The organism is Burkholderia perseverans (assembly GCF_022870505.1).
Classification (GTDB): domain Bacteria; phylum Pseudomonadota; class Gammaproteobacteria; order Burkholderiales; family Burkholderiaceae; genus Burkholderia; species Burkholderia plantarii.
Window position 1 is genome coordinate 1,958,684 of sequence record NZ_CP045093.1, and the last position, 18,604, is coordinate 1,977,287.

Here is an 18,604-nt window from a genome sequence, read left to right on the forward strand (position 1 = left end):
CGAGGTGCGCCGCGCCCGGGCGGGGCACGGCGCCGGCTTGCGTCACGGCGTCAGCGCGTCATCGCCACCAGCACGCGGCGCTTGCCCGCGAACGGCGCGCGGCCGTGCGACATCAGCAGGTTGTCGAGCAGCAGCAGGTCGGCCGCCTGCCACGGGAACGACAGCATCGTGTCGCGATAGACCGCGCGGATCTCGTCGAGCATCGCGTCGTCGATCGGCGTGCCGTCGCCGAAATACGTGTTGCGCGGCAGGCGGTCCGGCTCGACGACTTCGAGCATCGCCTCGCGCACGCCTTCCGGCAGGTTGGTGACATGGAACAGGTGGGCCTGGTTGAACCAGACCGTCTCGCCCGTCTGCGGATGGCGCAGCTCCGCCTGGCAGACCTGGCGCGTGCGCAGCGCCTCGCCGTCGTCGAGCCATTCCCAGGCGATCCGGTTCGCCGCGCAGTAGCGCTCGACCTCGGCGCGATCCTCGGTGCCGAACACCTGCTCCCAGGGCAGATCGAGGCCGTTGCCGTAATTGCGCACGTACATCACGCCGTGCTCGGCGAAACGCCGGCGCAGCGCCGGATCGAGGCGCGCATGCACGAGCCGGCTGTCGGCCACCGGCGTGGCGCCGCCCTCGTCGGCCGCGATCTCGCAGTAGAAGCCGATCGAGCCCGGCCACTTCAGCGTGTACGACTGCTCGTTGTGCTGGTCGATCCACTGGTTCGCCGGATAGTCGGTCGACGAGAACACGCCGTTGTCGACGCGGCTGCGCGGCGTCGAACCGAATTCGTAATCGCGGATCGGCTCGCCAAAGCGCGCCGTGAAGCGCTCGAAGCCGGCCGGGCCCGCCGGCGCGAAGCCGCGCAGCAGCACGCCGCCGTGGCGCGTCTTCTCGCGCGCGACCAGCGCGGTGAGTGTGTCGGCCAGCGCGGCGTCGAGCGCCGGCGCGGGGGCCTCGCCCGCCGCCGGGCTCACCACCACCACGCGCGTGCCGTTCTGTTCGAGTTCGCGGATATCGAGCGCCACCGCCGGGTGCGCCGTCGTCAATGCATCCATCCTGCCTCCGTCGGCAACGCGGCCGGTGCCGGGCCGGCGAGCGCGTGCGCCAGCGACGAGGCCACGCGCGCGAGTACCGGTTCGGGTTCGGTGTCGAGATAGAAGTGGCCACCGGCAAACGCGTGGAATGCGCATTCGCCACGGGTGGTGTCACGCCACGGCGCGAGCTTCTCCGTGTGCGCGGTGGCCGGGTCGTCGCTGCCGGTGAACACCGTCAGCGGGCAATCGAGCGGCGTGCGCCGCGGTTCGTCGGGAAATACCGACGGATAGGTGCCGCACAGATGGAAATCCGCGCGGAACGTGGGCATCAGCAGCTCGATGAAGTCGTGGTCGTTCAGCAGCGCCTCGGGCGTGCCGCCGAGCGAGCGCAGCTTGTCGACCAGCTGCTGGTGCGTGCAGCCGAGCCAGTGCGTCTCGCTCGCGCGCCGCGACGGCGCGACCGATGCCGACGCGCCGAACCAGACCGGCGCCGCCTCGCCGCGCGCGCGCAGCGCATGGAGCAGCTCATGGGCGACCAGCGAGCCCATGCTGTGGCCGAACACGGCGAACGGCAGCGACGGGTCGCGCCGCGCGCGCCAGTCGGCGCAGAGCGTCTCGATCAGCGACGGCCAGTCGGTATGAGGCGGCAGCGCGCGGCGCAGGCCGTGCCCCGGCAGATCGAGCGCGATCACGGCCACGCCGCGCGGCAGCGCCTGCTGCCAGCGCCGGTACAGCGAAGCCGCGCCGCCCGCATGCGCGAAACAGAACAGTTGCACGGGCGGCAGCGCCGCCGGTGCGCGATCGCTCGCCGACATCGATCAGTTCGCCGAGCGCTTGGCTTCCTGCTCCGCCATGGCCTTGCGCAGGCTCAGCGGACGCATGTCGGTCCAGACTTCCTTGATCCACTCGAGACAGGCCTCTTTCGTGCCCGACTTGCCGGCGGCCGTCCAGCCCGGCGGAAGCTCGCGGAACTCCGGCCAGATCGAATACTGTTCCTCGTGATTGACCACCACCAGATACGTCGTGTTTTCGTCGCCCCAGCTCATCGATTGCTCCGTTCGACCGGCTTGCCGGCCAGTGAAAGTTGAATAAACGAATCTCATTTACACACAATGGTGTGACGTGGCCCTGTACGTCGTGCGAAGCGAACCGGTCATCGCATCGACTCGGCGTCGATGCAGGCCCGGCGCACAGCTTGCCGCCCCGCAAATGAGAATCATTGGCATTTGGTGCGTACTCTGACGGGCGCGCCCTGTGTTGTCAAGTCACTTCACAACGCGGCGGGCCGGTTTCCGTGTGCGCGACGGGCAGGCAGAGGCGGACGCGGGGAAATCGCTTTCATCCTGCTTTCACCGGCCGCGATCACCATGCGTGAATGACGCCATGCACGCTCCGCCATGATGAAGTCCGGCGCGTGGCACGTCGACCTTCCGCCGCTGATATTTCGCAAATGAGAACCATTTGCATTAGTTCGAGAACTATCGGAATATAGCGGCACGTCAAATCACAATGAGAGAACCCGATCGATCATGCATGCCGAGATCCGAACGCATGCCGCCGTGCGATCGTCCGCCCCCGGCGTCGCGCCTGGCCGCCGCCCGCCGGAGCCGATCGCATGAGGGCCGGTGCCCGCGCCGGCCACGGCGCCCTGCCCCGCCCGCGAGCAGCGCCGCCGCTCCCCGACTCCCTGCCCGAACGCTCGATCCGCCTCGCACCCGACGTGACGTTCAGCGCGCACGCGCTCGCCGAGCAGCCGCCCTATTGCGCGCAGCCGCTGCGTGACGGCGAACTGCGGCTGTGGCTGCTGCGGCCCGAGTGGCAACTGCTGTCGAAGGAGGACGCGTTCGCGCGGCTGTCGCGCTACGAGCGCAAGCGCGCCAAGTGCTTTCCGCAGCCCGCCATCGGCAAGCGCTTCGCGGTGGGACGCGCGGTGCTGCGCGGCATTCTCGGCGGCATCGTGGGCACCCGCCCCGAAGCGCTCGAACTCGTCGATCACGAAAACGGCCGCATCACGCTGGCCGAGCCGCGGGCGGACGGGGCGCTCGACGTCGCGATCGCCTACGCCGGCATCTGGATCCTGATCGGCGTGAGCGCGCAGCCGATCGGGCTTGCCACCGCGTTCTCGGTCGGCGACGCCGTGGACCACGACGCGCAGCAGCGCGTTCGGCTCACGAGCGTGGCGAGCGCCGCGCGCGCGCCGTCGGGCGACGCGCTCGCCACGCCCGACCCGCAGGCCGGCGGCGACGTGTCCGCCGTGGTTCAGGTCGAAGCCGGCCCGGACCCGCATGCGCACCACGTGCATACGCACGACGCCGGCATCTGGCGCGTGATCGACCTGCCGATGCCGGGCCGCCAGTGCGTGGCCGCGGTGGCCGCGCGCGAGATTCGCGAGGTGCGGGCGAGCGGCTGGAACAGTTCGGTCAAGCTGCCGCTGCCGGCCGACGACGCGCCGCGCGAGCGGCGCGAGACGAGCCCGGCGGGCGGCATCCGGCGCGCCGTGGCGGGCGGCTGACATCCGTGGCGGCACGCGGCTGACGCATCCGGCACGCGCCCACGCAACAGGTCTTCACACACTGACGACGAGCCCCGCGGCGCCTCGCCCGGCGACGCTTCGCGGCATCGTTGCCATGCCTCGGCGGCACCGATATATTACGGACGGCCAGGCCCGCCGCAGGTCGTGTCTGGCGCGCCATGCGGCCAGCCGGCCGCGTCGCGCCCCTCCCTTCCGACACGACGGTGGATCGATGACGTCACGCAAGAATCGCTTCCTCGTCTATCTCCTCGCGGCGCTGCTCGGCGTGATCGCGGTGCGCGTGGTGCAACACCTGCGCGGCGAGCCGGACGGCTCGACCGCCGTCACCACCACGGCGGCCACCGCGGCCAGCGAGGACGACGAGCAAGACGACAACCCGTTTCCCGAGAACGTGCCCGCGCACGATGCGTTCGACGCGTTCATGGAAAAGCTCGACGCCGATCCGAAGTTCAAGGCGATCGCCAACGGCACGCAGGCCGCGAACGCCTACGACAAGGGCTTCGGGCTCACCCAGGACGGCTTGCCGAGACTGTCCGACGCGCAGCTCGAACAGCGCCTCGTGCTGATGTCGAAGGTGGTGGCGTCGATGCCCGACGCCGACTGCCGGACCACCTCGCGGCCCACCGTCGACGCGGCCGACAAGCAGCGCATCCTCAACGACGCGATCGGCCGGCTGAACCGGAAGGACGCGGCCGAGTGGTTCGATTTCTCGTTCGCGGCCGCCCGGGCCGTGCTCGACAAGGCCCCCGTGATTGCCGCCAGTCACGCGACCGTCACGGCCGCGCTCGAGCGGATCGTGCAGCAGGTGCCGCAGCAGGACCGGCAGCGCTTCCTGAACGCGATCCGCACGCCGGCTGCCGCCGAGCCGGCCGACACCTGCTGGGCCACGCGCACGCTCTACCAGGAGGCGGTGAAGCTCGACGAACCGTATCGGGCGGCGCTGGCGCGCGGGCTCGTGGAAACGGCGGGATGACGATGGCCCGGCGAGGCCATCCGGCATTGATGTCAGCGGGCATCAGGCGCATCGCGGCGCCAGTTGCTCGGCGCGCTCGTCGGCCGCCGCGGCCACCGCGCGATGCCGGAACAGCGCGTCGGACATCAGCAGCAGGTTCAGGTCGATGCGCCGGAGAACGTCATGCATGGAGTTCGGGACTTGATGAAAAGATTGCAGTGCATGCATTCTGCAACGCTTTTATGCTGTTGTTCTTTCCCTCCCGCGCCGTCTTTCGCCGATGCCCATGCCCGCGTTTCGTCAAGCCGTTCCCGCCGACGTCGATCGTTGCTTCGCGATCGAAATCTCCGCCTACGAAGGCGACGAAGCCGCCACGCGCGAGAAGATCGCGACGCGGATCGCCCGCTACCCGCAAGGATTTCTCGTGATGGAACTGGACGGCGAGGCCATCGGCTTCATCAACGGCGGCTGCGCCCATCAGGTGGTGATGTCCGACGAGGCGTTCAAGGAACTGGTCGGCCACGACGCCGACGCGCCGAACGTGGTGATCATGTCGGTGGTGATCGACCCGGCGCATCAGGGCAAGGGCTACGCGCCGGCCATGATGGCGCGCTTCGTGGCGGACATGCGGGCGCTCGGCAAGTCCACCATCCACCTGATGTGCAAGGAGCGGCACGTCGCGCTGTACGAGCGCCTCGGCTATCGCTACGTGAGGCCGTCCATCTCCGGGCACGGCGGCATGGCGTGGCACGAGATGCTCATGACGCTCTGAGGCGCTTCTGCCGTGCCACCGGCGCGCCAGTGGAACGCCCCTGCTGTGCGCCGGCCGCCCGCCGCTCGGGCCGGCGCCGGCGCGCGCCCTCTTCCTCCGCCATCGCCACGAACGCCTCCAGCGCCGCGCTGCGGTAGGCATCGCGGCGCATCAGCAGCGCCACGGTCCGGCGCGGCAACGCGGGCTTCAGGCCCACCAGCCGCAACTCGGCGTTCTCGCGCGCGATCGCGGCCGGCAGCAGCGTGGCCAGCGCCCCGCGCCGCACCACCTCCACGGCCGCGCTGATCGAATTGACCTCCATCGCGATGCGCGGCGCCACGCCGTTCCGCCGGCAATAGCGGTCCAGGTAGTGACGCGTGGCGAACTCGCCGTTCAACAGCACCAGCGCCTCGTCGGCGAACTCGCGCAGCGTCAGCGCCGCGCGCCGGCCCGCATACGGATGCGACTTGCCCACCACCACCGCCAGCGCCTCGACGAACAGCGCGCGCACCTCGAAGTCCGGTGAGCCGGTTTCGCTGAACGCGATCCCCACGTCGAGCGCATCCTCGTTCAGCAGCGGCTCCATGCGCTCCTGCGGCATCTCCAGCACGCTCAGCGCGATGTTCGGATAGCGGCGGTGATAGCGGTCCAGCAGCGGTCCGATCAGGTAGGTGGCGAAGGTCGGCGTCATGCCGATCCGCAGCGAGCCGCGGCTCAGTTCGCTGACGTCGTGGATCGCGCGCCGGCCCGCCTCCAGGTCCTGCAGCGCGCGCCGCGCGTAGTGCGCATACGCGACGCCGGCGTCGGTCAGCCGGATCGCGCGGCCCGAGCGGTCGAGCAGCGGCACGCCGAGCGAGTCCTCCAGTTGCCGGACCTGCTGCGACAGCGTCGGCTGCGAGACGTGCAGCGCCTCGGCCGCGCGCGTGAAGTTGCCGTGTTCGGCAACCGCCAGGAAATAACGAATATGCCGGAGCAGCATCGAGCGTCCTTGAACTATTGGTGATGCCTATGGCTCCGATAATAAACCGGTCTTGGACGCTATAGGCGCGCCGGCGCATTCTCTGCGCATCGGTTGTCGACCCCAAGGAGGACGGAGCGCATCATGCAAGAGGTCATCGACGGTTTCCTGAGGTTCCAGAAGGACGTATTCCCGCAGCGCACCGAGCTGTTCAGGCGCCTGGCCACCCGCCAGCAGCCGCGCACGCTGTTCATTTCGTGCTCGGACAGCCGGCTGGTGCCGGAACTCGTCACGCAGCGCGAACCGGGCGACCTGTTCGTGATCCGCAACGCCGGCAACATCGTGCCGTGCTACGGCCCCGAGCCGGGCGGCGTGACGGCCACCGTCGAATACGCGGTGGCCGCGCTCGGTGTGACCGACGTGGTGATCTGCGGCCATTCGGATTGCGGCGCGATGACGGCGATCGCCACCTGCCAGTGCCTCGACCACATGCCCGCCGTGCGCAACTGGCTGCGCTACGCCGATTCCGCGCGCGTGGTGAACGAAGCGCGCGAGCATCGCGACCAGGCCGCCCGGATCGACTCGATGGTGCGCGAGAACGTGATCGCCCAGCTGGCCAACATCAAGACCCACCCGTCCGTGCGGCTCGCGCTCGAGCAGGGGCGCCTTGCGCTGCACGGCTGGGTGTACGACATCGAGACCGGCTCGATCGACACGCTCGACGGCACCAGCTACCGCTTCGTCCCGCTCGCCGACCATCCGCACGCGCGCGCCACGCCGGCCCGACTCGACCTCGCGGCCTGAGCCGCCCTGCTTCGCTTTCCCCGCCCTTTCCCCAAGGAGCCTCACCATGACGCAATCGCAACACAGCCAGACTGCCCGCCAAGCCCTGACCGACACGATCATCGACGCGAAGATCCGCAAGAACCTGACGTTCGAACAGCTCAACGAAGGCACCGGCCTGAGCGTCGCGTTCGTCACCGCCGCGCTGCTCGGCCAGCATCCGCTGCCGGCCGAGGCGGCCCGGCTGGTGGCCGGCAGGCTCGACCTCGACGAGGACGCCGTGCGCCTGCTGCAGACGATCCCCGTGCGCGGCAGCATCCCCGGCGGCGTGCCGACCGACCCGACCATCTATCGCTTCTACGAGATCGTGCAGGTGTACGGCTCGACGCTGAAGGCGCTGATCCACGAACAGTTCGGCGACGGCATCATCAGCGCGATCAACTTCAAGCTCGACGTGAAGAAGGTGGACGATCCCGAGGGCGGCTCGCGCGCGGTAATCACGCTGGACGGCAAGTACCTGCCCACCAAGCCGTTTTGAGCCGGCTGGCGCCGCGGCGGCCCGGGTTTGCCGGCCTCAGTGTCCCGCCGCTGCCGTACCCGCAGCGCCGGCCGGCGGCGTCCAGATCCGGATCTCGGTCGCGGTGACGTGAGCCGGGATCATGCCCGCCGCGCGGTACGTATCGGCGATGCGCTGCTGCTCGGCGAGCTGGTCGCGCCGCACCGGCACGATCTCGTAGCTGCGCCGGCTGTTGGCGAGCGCCACGGTGGCTTCCGGCAAATTGCCCCAGACGGGGCTCAGGATCTTCGCGGCCTCGTCCGGGTGCGCCTTGACCCACTTGCCGGTCTGGTTCAGCAGGTCGAACACGACCGGCAGCACGTCGGGATGGCGGGTCACGAACGCCGTGGTCGCCGTGTAGAAGCGGTTGTACTGGGCCAGCCCGTCGCGCCCGTCGGCCAGCACGCGCACGTGGTCGTCGCGCTGCTCCGAGGCCAGGAACGGATCCCAGATCACCCACGCGTCGACGTTGCCGCCGCGAAACGCGGCCAGCGCGTCGGACGCTTCCAGATAGCGGATGTCGACCTCGCCCGGTGCGATGCCGGCGCGCTTCAACGCGGCCAGCAGCAGGTAATGGCAGCCCGAGCCCTTCGACACCGCCACGCGCTTGCCGCGCAGGTCGGCCACGCTGCGGATCGGCGAGTTCGACGGCACGATGATCGCCTGCGCGGACGGCGCCGAGGTTTCCTCGGCGTAGTAGGTCAGCGGCGCGTTGGCCGCCTGCGTGAACAGCGCGAACGCGTCGGCCACGTCGGCGTTCAGGTCGACGCTGCTGGTGTTCATCGCCTCCAGCAGTCCGCTGGAGAACTCGTGCCAGCGCACGTCGTAGCCGAGCGCGCCGAGCCGGTGCTCGAGTTCGCCGTTGCGCTTGAGCAGGATGAACAGCGCCGAGGAGCGCTGATAGCCGATCGATACCGTGTCGCGCGCCGCCGCCGCGGGCGCGAAAGATGCGACGGCCACGCCCAGGCCGAACGCGATGACACTGCGAACGGCGGCACGCATGACGATGCGCCGCCGGGAAACGAACCACGACATGAACAGGACTCCGGAACGGACAACCCGGCGACTATAGCGTCGCGCGAGCGGCGGCCGAACCATCGATATCGCATATCGTTAGCAGCGCGACGCGCGCCTGCCCGGCCGTGTGCTCCATCGCCTGGCGCGATCGTGCCTCGCATGACGCGGATCCTGCGCCATTGTCATCGACCTGTTACATTGCATGAATCCGTCGGCCGGCGTGCCCGCGGATGCGCACGATCGTTGTGCGCTCCACCAAAACAGCAATCTTCAGGAGAAAGTCGACATGCGTACCATCCGCAAGCTGTCTCTTGCCGCCCTCACGTTGTCCCTGACGCTCGGCCTGTCCGGCGTCGCCCTGGCCCAGACGCCCGCCTCCGATCCAGGCGCCGCGGCGGCCGCCCCGGCCAGCGCGGCGACCAAGGCCGAGAAACGCAAGCAGGCCCGCGCGCAGCACAAGGCCGAACGCAAGGCCGCCCGCGCGAAGAACAGCGCCGAGCTGAAGAAGCTGGAAGACAACGGCTACAAGCCGTCGGCGAACGATCCGAACTATCCGCAGGATCTGCAGAACGCCGAAAAGCGCGCGGCCGGCGGGGCGTCGTCGGGGCAGTAAGCGGCGTGGTAGTGCGTGCTGGATATGAAACCGGCGGCCGATCAGGCCGCCGGTTTTGCGTTGGGGGACGAGCGTAGCGGTTCTCGTGCCGTTTCTCGTAACTCAGTACTGCGCCATCAGCTGGAAACCGAGCGTCACGCGCACGGTCGGAAAATTCGCTGGTTTGTAGACCGGCGTACCGGCGAACAGATCGTAGCTATACGCACCCAGGCGCGTCGCGATGCTGCCGCGCACCCCGACCACCGCGCCCGCCAGCTGCGTGCCGGCGAGTTCGATCGGCTGCGCCCCCCAGACGTGCCCGTAATCGAGGCCGGCATAAACGGACTGCCCGGTCCGGCCGATGGACATCTGCCATTCGTTGCGCCAGTAAAAGCCGCGCGCGGCCGCCAGCATCGTCTCGCCGTCAAAGCCGCGCACCGTATAGCGGCTGCCGATCGTCAGGTCGTCGAGGTAATAGAGCGTGTTGCCCGTGTACTGGCCGTGGACCGTCGTGACGTAGCGAAACGGCTGCCGGGCAATCGTGAACGGCACCGACAGGTTCGCATCGAGCACCGCCATCCGGTAGCGATAGGTCGGGCCGCCGCCGTCGGCCAGCGCGTCGCCACGCGCGCCGAACCAGCCTACACCTTGCCGATAGGCGAGCGCGCCGTCGAATTGCGCGGCGCCGAAGTAATGACGATCCGTCAGGCCGAATTCGACGAAGGTATTGTTGCGGCGCTGCTGCGGGATCTCGATGCTCTCGATGAAGCTCTCGCCGAAGCGGCGCGACAGCCGCAGTTGCGCGCCCATCACGTCGTTCGCACCGCGCGCCAGCACGCGGGCCAGCTTGAGATCGATCGTCTTCGAGTTGCCGCTCGCGACGAAGGTCTGGTTGATGCCGGCGATCTGCTGGTAGTAGGTGTTGGTGTAGGCGGACAGCGTCGCCGTCCAGTCGCCCCACGGTACCGAATAGAAGCCGTTCCAGCCGTGCGAGCCCAGGCGCGCATCGCCGAACTCCAGATCCTGGCTCACGCCGATGTTGAAGAGGTCGTTCAGGCCGAGCGGGTTGTCGATGCCGAGCGAAAGATTGCCTTGCAGACGGCCCGTTGCGCGCGTGCCCGAGTTGTCGACCGACGCCACTACCGTCCACGGCTTGCCGCGCTTCACGTCGAGCAGGACATCGCTCTCGCCCGGGGCATCGCCCGGGACGATTCGCATCGAAACGTCCTGGCTCGCCACGCGCTTCATTTGCTCCAGGCCCTGTTCGAGATCGCGCAGGTTCAGCAGGTCGCCGTCGCGCGCGGGAAAGGCCGTTTTCCAGGTGCCGCGCAGGCTGGCGTCGGTCATGCGGATGTGACGGATCAGGCCCGGGATCAGCGCGAGCTTCAACGTGCCGGACGAGAGATCCTGCTCGGGCAGCAGCACGCGCGATGTGATGTAGCCACGGCTCAGAATGCGCTGCGAGAGCGACTTGACCAGCATATCGACGCCGCGCTGGCCGGCACATGCGCCCTTGTAATGTTCGAGCCATTCACGCGCGAAGGCAAAACGGTCCAGCGGCAGCGCGGAGGCGCCCAACGCCTTGACGCTGGCAGACAGCGACGGCGGCACTTCGAGTACGAATCGATCGATACGGAAGCAGGGAGATTCAGTCGGCAATGCCGGAAATTCGACTTGCGGTGTCGCGCGTGATCTTACGACTGGTGCGGAGATCGCGCGTTCGCGTTCGCGCGCTTCTTCTTGTTGGCGGGATTGTTGCTCGTTGCCGGGGATGAAGGAACGCAGTGCAGGCGGAGCCGGTGTGACGGCGGTGGCGGGTGTGACTGGCTCGATTGGTGCAACCGGTAAATTTGGTGCGGCGACCGCCGCGCTGGTCAACAAAAGCAGCGCGGCGGCGGATTGGTTTCCTCGGTGCATGGTAGTCGTAGTTGTGATTTGAGCCGGACTTGGCCTATGGATTGATGCGGTGTGTTGCTGCCGGGCCGACTCGCTTCCGGCTTCACGCCGCGGTGATCGCGGACGTGGCCGGCGAGTCCATGAACCTGCGGATGACAGGCCACCGCGCAGCGCCCAATGACGCAAGCGTGATGAATACGCCGCTGGGCTGTTGTACCCGGCTCGACACTGCGTCCGGGAAGTTCGGTACGACTACTGCGGCCAGTTGGTCATTGTATGGACGGAATTTTGCACTTCCACCGTCCCGGATTATTAAAACGGAACCGAAAACATCTCTTTAAAAATCGACCCACGGAAATATTCAAGCAAGACGATCAACCGGGACGGCGCCATTACGGCAAATAGGTATGCCGCGCACTTCTCCACCCAAGCTCATCATTGATATCGATCAGTTAGATATTCATGAGCATGACCAACCTCACATCCCGAACCGTCAATCGGCAGGCTGATTAGTCGGCATGATAAAGTGTGTTGACAATCTATTCACTGCGCAATGTCGTCACACGTCACAACAAAAGGGGGACGATTAATGCCGTGACGCAATCAACACCTGCCGGTGTTGTGCGTCGGCGGACAGACCGCCTTCCAAATGCTTCGCGTCCGCGATCACTCGTCGTCTCGCCACGCTCGTCGGTTGCGCTCCTGTGACGCGCCAACCACCATCCCCATGCCCGGCAACGGCAGTGGCGCGACCTGATTATTCTCCCCTTCGATCTTCGCCGCATTCCCGGCCGCCGCCGCATCCAGCCCACCCAACGACGCGATCCCCGCCACCACGCTGCTCACCAGATCGACCCGCGCCTGCCGTTCCTGCTCCGTCACCCCCTGCGTCGATCCCAGCACCGAGCCGATCAGCGAACTCGCCGCCGCCCCCATCGCCCCCGCACCACAGCTCTGGCTACCCGCAGCCGCCCCGGCACATCCGGCTATCGCATGCAGCGCCGCCAGCGCCGACTCCGCTTCCGGCGTCCCACGTCCGAGCGAAGCCGCCAGCGCCTTGACCTTGTAAATGCAAGCCGGATTCGCGCTTGTTCTAATACGAAGACAATTGCTCCCTACCCTCCGAGACCTCGATCCAGATGTTGCACTTTCATCTATCAGCGATAATCATTCGATATTCAATGAATTTAATGCTCCACGCACCCCACCTTCAACATCACCACCAGGGAAAACCAAAATATTTCAATTATCATTTAATTATAGATTAGATAATCAATCGTAAACCGTTAAACATAAAATACTTAATATAGATTAATCACGATCACATATCTATTATTTTCGTTTACCACAAACCATCCATCGCGCCATCTGTGACAGAAAATTAGCTAACGTCACAAACCTCAACAGTAACCAAGGCATATAAATCAGCTTCTGGCAAGAAAGTTTCCAATCCACGCCATTCACATCACACAAATTAGCGCAACATCATAAAATCACCGCAAATCCCTACACTTTAAAAATCGCCATCACCCCTCTTAATTTTTCGCTGCCAAATAGCACGGGCCTCCTTCAAGCTGTATCGATTGGCACCTCCTGAAAAATCAGGATCATTATACTGAACAGGATCATCTTCCCATCCACAAATATCACAAATCTCGTATTCCCCGCAATGATCAAATATAAAATCACCGCAACATGGACAATGAAAGATGTCCGTTTTCTCTTTAATCATTGCCGACTCCAATAATCAATTCCTGCCGACGGCTTAAACATTGTCTTGGGAGCACCATCTTTATTTTTCGAAGCAAAAGTATTTGTTGAAGGATCGTAATAAAGCACGTCTCCATTCGGCCTATTTTTAATCAGCGTCCCCGGCGGCGGATTATTCACAAAATCTTGAGCACTTCGAACATATTGCGCGGCATTCGCATTCTCAGGAAACTCACTCCCATGTTTGATTGAGTGTTCGTATGCATTCTCAACTGAAGTTTTCTTCTTTGTAGAAGACCAGAATGAACTGCCGCCGCCGGCTCCCCCAACCGCGTTCAAAACAGCTTCCACCAGCTGCTTGATTTTGCTCGGCGGCGAAGCCGTTATCAACGCCTCAACCGCCCTCGGTCCAGGCAATGGCGTCACCAACGCCCCCGCCTTCGCCCCCGGATCCAGCTCCGTCGCCGGATCCGCGATCACTCCATCGCCCTTGCGCCGCTCTTCCCCCTTATACCCCGGGATCCCCGGCGGCAGATCCTGTGACGCCCCACCCGCCATCCCCATACCCGGCAACGGCAGCGGCGCTACCTGATTATTCTCCCCTTCGATCTTCGCCGCATTCCCAGCCGTCGCCGCATTCAGACCACCTGATGCCGCAAGCACCGCCACATTTCCAGTTGTCAAAACGACGCATGCCTACAATTCCTGCTCCATCGGTTCTTTCCTTGACTCCAGCACCGTGCCGATCAGGAACTAGCTCTTGTCTGCCACCACATTATCGGCGGTAGTTTAATAAAAATTAAAAAAGACGATTAATCGTGGATGCATTTCCCACCGCCACAAGCCCTACATCAGGATCATCGAAATAGCCAACCCTACGCAACAAAAATCCATCCTGTTTCGCAAGCGAAGCAATAAGAGCGCCATCCCCATCCCATTGCCCAGTCCACCCTGATAAAATAGCGGACTTAAATTCACAACCTTTCTTGGTCGCCACAATATAGGTACATGATCGAGGAGACATCGTCATAGGCACGATAGATATCAGAGAGTTATTCAATTTCACAACACCAAAAAATTTTACTCTCTTGTCACATTCAATAGAAAACTCAAATTTCTCAGTTATCGGCGTAAAATCCACCCCCTCCAATCTCAATGCGTCAAAACACTTCCTATATCTCACTATTCGATTATCCTCTTGCCACGCCTCATCTCCGACAAACAACCAAAGATCATACCCAACCAAGCGAGACCGAATCAGATTAAAAACATGCATCAGAATTTTTAAAAAATTTCGCCCCTCGTCTCGTGGCAAAGTCCATTCTGCGGCAGACAGAAAAAACCCTTCCAGGGGTTTACTTTTATTCATAAAAATTAAATCATTTTCATGAAATATGTCTTTTTCAAACTTTGATCTTATATCAATAATCATAATGATTCCCCAGATGATCATTAAAATGAGGGCCACGATTTTGCGGATCACTCTCGCCATAATAATGGCCTGCGGCATCATCTCGGATAACTACAGTTTTAATCCTTCCCTTTGAGTCTCGGACATTAAATTCATACTGAAGACCTGGTTGCAGGTTCCCTCTTTTTTCTATATTAGGGCGAACCACACTTGGTTGCTGGCCAACCGGAACTCCAACAGCTCGCTTTGCTGCATTAAAAGCACCTCGACGTCTTGCGCCTGCCGGAGACAAATTAGGAGGTACATCCCCTTTTACTTTATCTTCGTCATTCGCTGTAGTAATGTAATCGACTAGATCCTTGACCTGATCCGGAATAAGCTCTGTGACCAATTCCTGGATCTTCTTGGCATCCGGCTTCGGATAAACCAACGATCCACTCGGCTTAATTGTAGAATCCAGCTCCGTCGCCGGATCCGCGATCACCCCATCGCCCTTGCGCCGCTCTTCCCCCTTATACCCCGGGATCCCCGGCGGCAGATCCTCTGACGCCCCGCCCGCCATCCCCATACCCGGCAACGGCAGTGGCACGACCTGATTATTCTCCCCTTCGATCTTCGCCGCATTCCCGGCCGCCGCCGCATCCAGACCACCCAACGACGCGATCCCCGCTACCACACTGCTCACCAGATCGACCCGCGCCTGCCGTTCCTGCTCCGTCAACCCCTGCGTCGATCCCAACACCGAGCCGATCAGCGAACTCGCCGCCGCCCCCATCGCTCCCGCGCCACAGCTCTGGCTACCCGCAGCCGCTCCGGCACATCCGGCGATCGCATGCAGCGCCGCCCGCGCCGACTCCGCTTCCGGCGTCCCACGTCCAAGCGAATCCGCCAGCGCCTTGACCTTGTTCGCGGCAAGACCCTGCACATACCCGATCGTCGCATTCGCCGCAAACTGGCCCGCGCCTCCCGTCACATTCCCGCCAGCCGCCGCCGTCAACGCCGTCACGATCTGACGACCCGGCTTTCCCGGCCCCCACGTCTGCTCGATATCGTTGGCCTGCGCCAGCATCTGCTGACGCTGCACCTCCGTCAGCGGATTACCGTCTGCATCCTTCGCCTGCGGATCGCCCGCTTTCTCGCGAAGCGCATCGATCTCGCTCGTCTTGTTTGCGGCAAACGTCCCAACCTGATTGATGAACTGCCCCGCAATATCGAACCCGGCCTGGATCTTGTCCTTGTCGAAGATCGGCGCCAGCGCTCCACCCGTATCCGACGTATCGCGGCTGATACTCGCCGCCGCCTCCGTCCCCGTCTGGCCCGTCAACTGCTGCTGCGCAGCCTCGTCGGTGATCTGGATGGCACCGCCGCTGATCGCGCTTCTCGTCGTCGTGTCCGCATTGCCCGACGCGCTCAGCATCACTGGCGGCGCCGCCACGAATCCACCTTCGCTCGGCACACTCGTGGTCGGCACCGGGTTCACGTTATCGACACGGCCTTTCTGGTCTCGCCCGATACCGCTCGCCCGGCTACTCTGTCCGCTCTTATCCTTGTCGTTTTGTTACCTGGAATTCAGGTTCGTCCAAACAACCGGGCGATCAAGCCATGCTTCTCCGAATTGGCTGTTGGAGACAGTTGAGGCACAGTCCCAAGATCCGGAGTTCCCTCCCTCCGAAGCCGCGCGAGCGTGGCCTCCAACACAGGATCTGTATAGAACGGCATCGCTGGCCGGAGACGCGCATAAACTGGTTGCATCAGTGGATGATCGATGAATGGATTCTCTAGCCCTCGGATTTCACGAAGGCGCTGCCATGCAAGAATCAGCGCGGGAAATCGTGTTAGAAGCAGATCATCCTGAAACTCATGCCAATCACTTCTACGAGTCCGATGTGTGTAATAATCGCACAGCCAGATTAAATAATCCCGCATCGGCGAGAGATCACGGTCACACCAATGCTTAAGCAATTCATCCAGAACTGGCTCGCTTATCCGACAATTTATCTCATCATCAGAATCCTCATCCAATGACAACTCCAGATCATCCAAACACATCTGAAACATCCACCGGTAAAGTGGTTGCTGACAAAATCCAAACAATCTCTGATGCTCATGGAGAATCTTTATTTCCTCAGTTAAAATCCGTGCTTCTTTTATCCAACCGGCACACAGGCACGCCACAAGCGACGCAACTGCTTGATTGAATGAAATAGATCGATTTTTACGAACTGCACCAATTTCATGATAGTGACTGATACGCGTCCGCCAGTAGTAATAGCACCAAGATTTTCCTAAAAGGGGTTCCCATGTCGCATCGGCAGCATGAGAGAATAAAATTCTCTCCACTTTGGCATACTCATAGCCGGCGCACGTAAGCGATTGACTAACGTTTGCGGCTACAAATTCGGGCGTACATTCAAGGCCGGGCAGGACCGGGTATGGGTCACGTCCCTCGGCGTATGCTTCCATTGCTCTGCGCCTAGGGGACCAAACCTCTTTGAAATAACGATCCCAATCTTTTTCTACATTTGCCAAGAGCTTAGATTCAGAATCCCATCTATTGTAAATTCCAAGACGCTTCATAATTTCCTCATGGCGATGGAGGCCACGGTAACAGACCCGCAGTAACGGGTCCTGCCGATCCCGGCCGAGGAATCCGTACTTGCATGACATTGTGACTTACCGTATAGCCGCTGCTCGGATTCATATATACCTGAATTTCCTGGGCGAGTTCGGCAGATGCGATAGAAATATTTTGCGGACCAATTTTTCCATTTGCAGCCTGTGCAATCCAATTGTTAAAGCGATCCGTAAGATTGTCAGTGGGAGTGATAGGTATGCGATCACCAGTCACAGTTTTCACCTCGACATGGTAAATAGTCTTGGTCTGCTTATCGATATAGACCAAATCGATGCCATGTCCGGATGCGTTCTGGATCGGTACAAAATTCTGCCCGGTCGCTTCCTTCATCAGTTGAGATGACAACTGCTCCCCGAGTTGCCCATCATTTCGCCAAATATTTGTTAATGCAGGCAACTGATCTGCCGTGAAGCGATAGGTGCCGGCAATGTCTGCTGCCGCGCCAGTCACAAGTGGCGGTACCCGACGTGCGAAGTTCTCAAGCACGCCGGCAGTCACGTCCAGCCCCACCCGACCCAGCGTCGTACTCGCTTCAACCGCCCCCTTGGCCGCCATGACAACGCTGGCCGTCTGCCATACGAGATTGCCCAAATCGCGGCCGAGTTGCTCCGCATTCGCGTCACCGCCGACCGTCAGTGCCTGATTCACGCTGGCTATTCGCGTCTGCAACGACGCGACAATCTCGTCACCGAGTGCGGCACGCACCTGAGGATCCTCGATCAGCGCGTGAAGTCCTTTCAATCCAGCGACGGGGTCGGCTGCGAAACGCACGAGCCCGACCGTATCAACCATCGCAGCCTCGTTCAGCCCCTTCCATACCCCGTCTGCTGAGAGCAGATCCTGCTTCCCACTGATAGCAAACCACTTGGCGTTGGTCTGCAACTGGCATCCGAGATTGCCGTTACAGGCAACCAAATCTTTATGCATCTGAACACGCTGCTCGGTCGCCAACCAATTATTCTGTGCGGCCGCCGTCGCACTGGTCGTCGCCGTAGCTGCACCAGAGGCACCGCCCACACCCGACTCCGACGCCACGCCCGCCACAATCGACGAGATCAGATTTTGCTTGGCTTCTTTCTCTCTCTCCGTCATGTCCGGGCCTGGCGGCGCAAACAGATGCGCCAGCAAGCTCGACGCCGCTCCGCCCATCGCTCCCGCGCCACAGCTCTGGCTGCTGGCTGCCGCACCGGCACATCCGACAATCGCGTGCAGCGCCGCATGTACCGGACTGCCCTCCGTCACCGTGCCGTTTTCAACCAGCTTGCCGATATACGACGTGCCTTGTTGTTGCAGATAGTTCACTAGCCCGGCCTGGGCATATTGACCAGCACCGCCGGTCACATTGCCTCCGGCTGCCGCCGTAAACGCCGACAGCACTTGACGATATGTGCCTCCAGGTCCCCATTCGTTCGCCAATTGATCGGCCTTCTGCTGTGCCTGCTGACGCTGCTCGGGCGTCAAATTCAGATTCTTGGCCGCGGCCTGGGCCGCGTCCGCTTCTTTGAAGCGATTGCCAACGAAGATCCCCACCTGACTTACAAACTGACTCGTAATATCGAACCCGGCCTGGATCTTGTCCTTGTCGAAGATCGGCGCCAGCGAGCCACTCGTATCCGACGTATCGCGGCTGATACTCGCCACCGCCTCGGCACCCGTCTGGCCCGTCAACTGCTGCTGCGCAGCCTCGTCAGTAATCTGGATCGCGCCGCCGCTGATCGCGCTTCTCGTCGTCGTGTCGGCATTGCCCGACGCATCCAGCATCACTGACGAGCCTATCAAGAACGACAA

At 62.8% G+C, this 18,604-nt stretch carries 19 protein-coding genes and 1 pseudogene; 6 read left to right on the forward strand and 14 right to left on the reverse strand.

Annotation, left to right across the window (positions count from 1 at the left end):
• Positions 1-50 precede the first annotated feature (50 nt).
• From BpN12_RS08060 to BpN12_RS08070, 3 genes are read right to left on the reverse strand one after another with little or no spacing between them, the layout of a single operon-like run.
• Positions 51-1,043, reverse strand: coding sequence for a TauD/TfdA family dioxygenase (locus tag BpN12_RS08060; protein WP_246791918.1), 993 nt, complete (start codon positions 1,041-1,043; stop codon positions 51-53).
• Positions 1,031-1,837, reverse strand: coding sequence for a thioesterase II family protein (locus tag BpN12_RS08065; protein WP_246791919.1), 807 nt, complete (start codon positions 1,835-1,837; stop codon positions 1,031-1,033). The genes BpN12_RS08060 and BpN12_RS08065 overlap by 13 nt, the downstream gene beginning before the upstream one ends.
• Before the next feature lie 3 nt (positions 1,838-1,840).
• A complete protein-coding gene (locus BpN12_RS08070; RefSeq protein WP_198253081.1) occupies positions 1,841-2,068 on the reverse strand; it encodes an MbtH family protein in 228 nt (75 codons plus the stop codon).
• Between the two features lie 569 nt (positions 2,069-2,637).
• Here BpN12_RS08070 and BpN12_RS08075 point away from each other — a divergent pair.
• On the forward strand, positions 2,638-3,534 hold the full coding sequence (locus BpN12_RS08075) for a 4'-phosphopantetheinyl transferase family protein (protein WP_246791920.1): 897 nt from the start codon (positions 2,638-2,640) through the stop codon (positions 3,532-3,534).
• Positions 3,535-3,766: 232 nt separating this feature from the next.
• Positions 3,767-4,528, forward strand: a complete 762-nt coding sequence (locus BpN12_RS08080; protein ID WP_246791921.1) for a hypothetical protein — start codon at positions 3,767-3,769, stop codon at positions 4,526-4,528.
• A 69-nt stretch (positions 4,529-4,597) separates the two neighbouring features.
• Here the strand turns inward: BpN12_RS08080 and BpN12_RS08085 are convergent.
• Positions 4,598-4,735: pseudogene (locus tag BpN12_RS08085) on the reverse strand (LysR family transcriptional regulator); the annotation flags it as partial.
• 52 nt (positions 4,736-4,787) lie between these two features.
• Between BpN12_RS08085 and BpN12_RS08090 the strand changes: the two are divergent.
• Positions 4,788-5,279, forward strand: a complete 492-nt coding sequence (locus tag BpN12_RS08090; protein ID WP_246791922.1) for a GNAT family N-acetyltransferase — start codon at positions 4,788-4,790, stop codon at positions 5,277-5,279.
• Here the strand turns inward: BpN12_RS08090 and cynR are convergent.
• Entirely contained in the window at positions 5,266-6,237 is a 972-nt protein-coding gene (gene cynR, locus BpN12_RS08095; RefSeq protein WP_246791923.1) for a transcriptional regulator CynR, read from the reverse strand. The two genes, BpN12_RS08090 and cynR, sit on opposite strands and share 14 nt — an antisense overlap.
• Before the next feature lie 123 nt (positions 6,238-6,360).
• Between cynR and BpN12_RS08100 the strand changes: the two genes are divergently transcribed.
• Complete coding sequence (locus BpN12_RS08100; protein WP_246791924.1) at positions 6,361-7,020, forward strand: carbonic anhydrase; 660 nt, start codon at positions 6,361-6,363, stop codon at positions 7,018-7,020.
• 46 nt (positions 7,021-7,066) lie between these two features.
• Positions 7,067-7,537: a cyanase gene (gene cynS, locus BpN12_RS08105; RefSeq protein WP_246791925.1), complete on the forward strand. Its 471-nt coding sequence runs from the start codon at positions 7,067-7,069 to the stop codon at positions 7,535-7,537.
• A 36-nt stretch (positions 7,538-7,573) separates the two neighbouring features.
• On the opposite strand, the gene BpN12_RS08110 is transcribed toward cynS, so the two are convergent.
• On the reverse strand, positions 7,574-8,557 hold the full coding sequence (locus BpN12_RS08110; RefSeq protein WP_246791926.1) for an aliphatic sulfonate ABC transporter substrate-binding protein: 984 nt from the start codon (positions 8,555-8,557) through the stop codon (positions 7,574-7,576).
• 301 nt (positions 8,558-8,858) lie between these two features.
• On the opposite strand from BpN12_RS08110, the gene BpN12_RS08115 reads away from it, so the two are divergent.
• Positions 8,859-9,185, forward strand: coding sequence for a DUF4148 domain-containing protein (locus BpN12_RS08115; protein WP_246791927.1), 327 nt, complete (start codon positions 8,859-8,861; stop codon positions 9,183-9,185).
• A 102-nt stretch (positions 9,186-9,287) separates the two neighbouring features.
• Here BpN12_RS08115 and BpN12_RS08120 read toward each other — a convergent pair whose 3' ends face one another.
• The 8 genes from BpN12_RS08120 to BpN12_RS08155 form a co-directional block, all read right to left on the reverse strand.
• The gene (locus tag BpN12_RS08120) at positions 9,288-11,081 is read right to left on the reverse strand and encodes a ShlB/FhaC/HecB family hemolysin secretion/activation protein (RefSeq protein ID WP_246791928.1); all 1,794 of its coding nucleotides are present in this window, start codon (positions 11,079-11,081) and stop codon (positions 9,288-9,290) included.
• A 645-nt stretch (positions 11,082-11,726) separates the two neighbouring features.
• Positions 11,727-11,996 carry a hypothetical protein gene (locus BpN12_RS08125; RefSeq protein ID WP_246791929.1) on the reverse strand — a complete coding sequence of 90 codons (270 nt, stop codon included), beginning with the start codon at positions 11,994-11,996 and terminating at the stop codon, positions 11,727-11,729.
• Between the two features lie 577 nt (positions 11,997-12,573).
• The gene (locus BpN12_RS08130; protein WP_246791930.1) at positions 12,574-12,792 is read right to left on the reverse strand and encodes a CPCC family cysteine-rich protein; all 219 of its coding nucleotides are present in this window, start codon (positions 12,790-12,792) and stop codon (positions 12,574-12,576) included.
• Positions 12,789-13,454 carry a hypothetical protein gene (locus BpN12_RS08135; protein ID WP_246791931.1) on the reverse strand — a complete coding sequence of 222 codons (666 nt, stop codon included), beginning with the start codon at positions 13,452-13,454 and terminating at the stop codon, positions 12,789-12,791. Before BpN12_RS08135 ends, BpN12_RS08130 begins: the two co-directional genes overlap by 4 nt.
• A gap of 115 nt (positions 13,455-13,569) precedes the next feature.
• Complete coding sequence (locus tag BpN12_RS08140) at positions 13,570-14,238, reverse strand: hypothetical protein (RefSeq protein WP_246791932.1); 669 nt, start codon at positions 14,236-14,238, stop codon at positions 13,570-13,572.
• Positions 14,192-15,652 carry an HNH/endonuclease VII fold putative polymorphic toxin gene (locus BpN12_RS08145; protein WP_246791933.1) on the reverse strand — a complete coding sequence of 487 codons (1,461 nt, stop codon included), beginning with the start codon at positions 15,650-15,652 and terminating at the stop codon, positions 14,192-14,194. Before BpN12_RS08145 ends, BpN12_RS08140 begins: the two co-directional genes overlap by 47 nt.
• 98 nt (positions 15,653-15,750) lie before the next feature.
• Positions 15,751-16,644: a hypothetical protein gene (locus BpN12_RS08150; protein ID WP_246791934.1), complete on the reverse strand. Its 894-nt coding sequence runs from the start codon at positions 16,642-16,644 to the stop codon at positions 15,751-15,753.
• Positions 16,645-16,765: 121 nt separating this feature from the next.
• On the reverse strand, positions 16,766-18,577 hold the full coding sequence (locus tag BpN12_RS08155) for a DUF637 domain-containing protein (RefSeq protein WP_246791935.1): 1,812 nt from the start codon (positions 18,575-18,577) through the stop codon (positions 16,766-16,768).
• Positions 18,578-18,604: the final 27 nt, after the last annotated feature.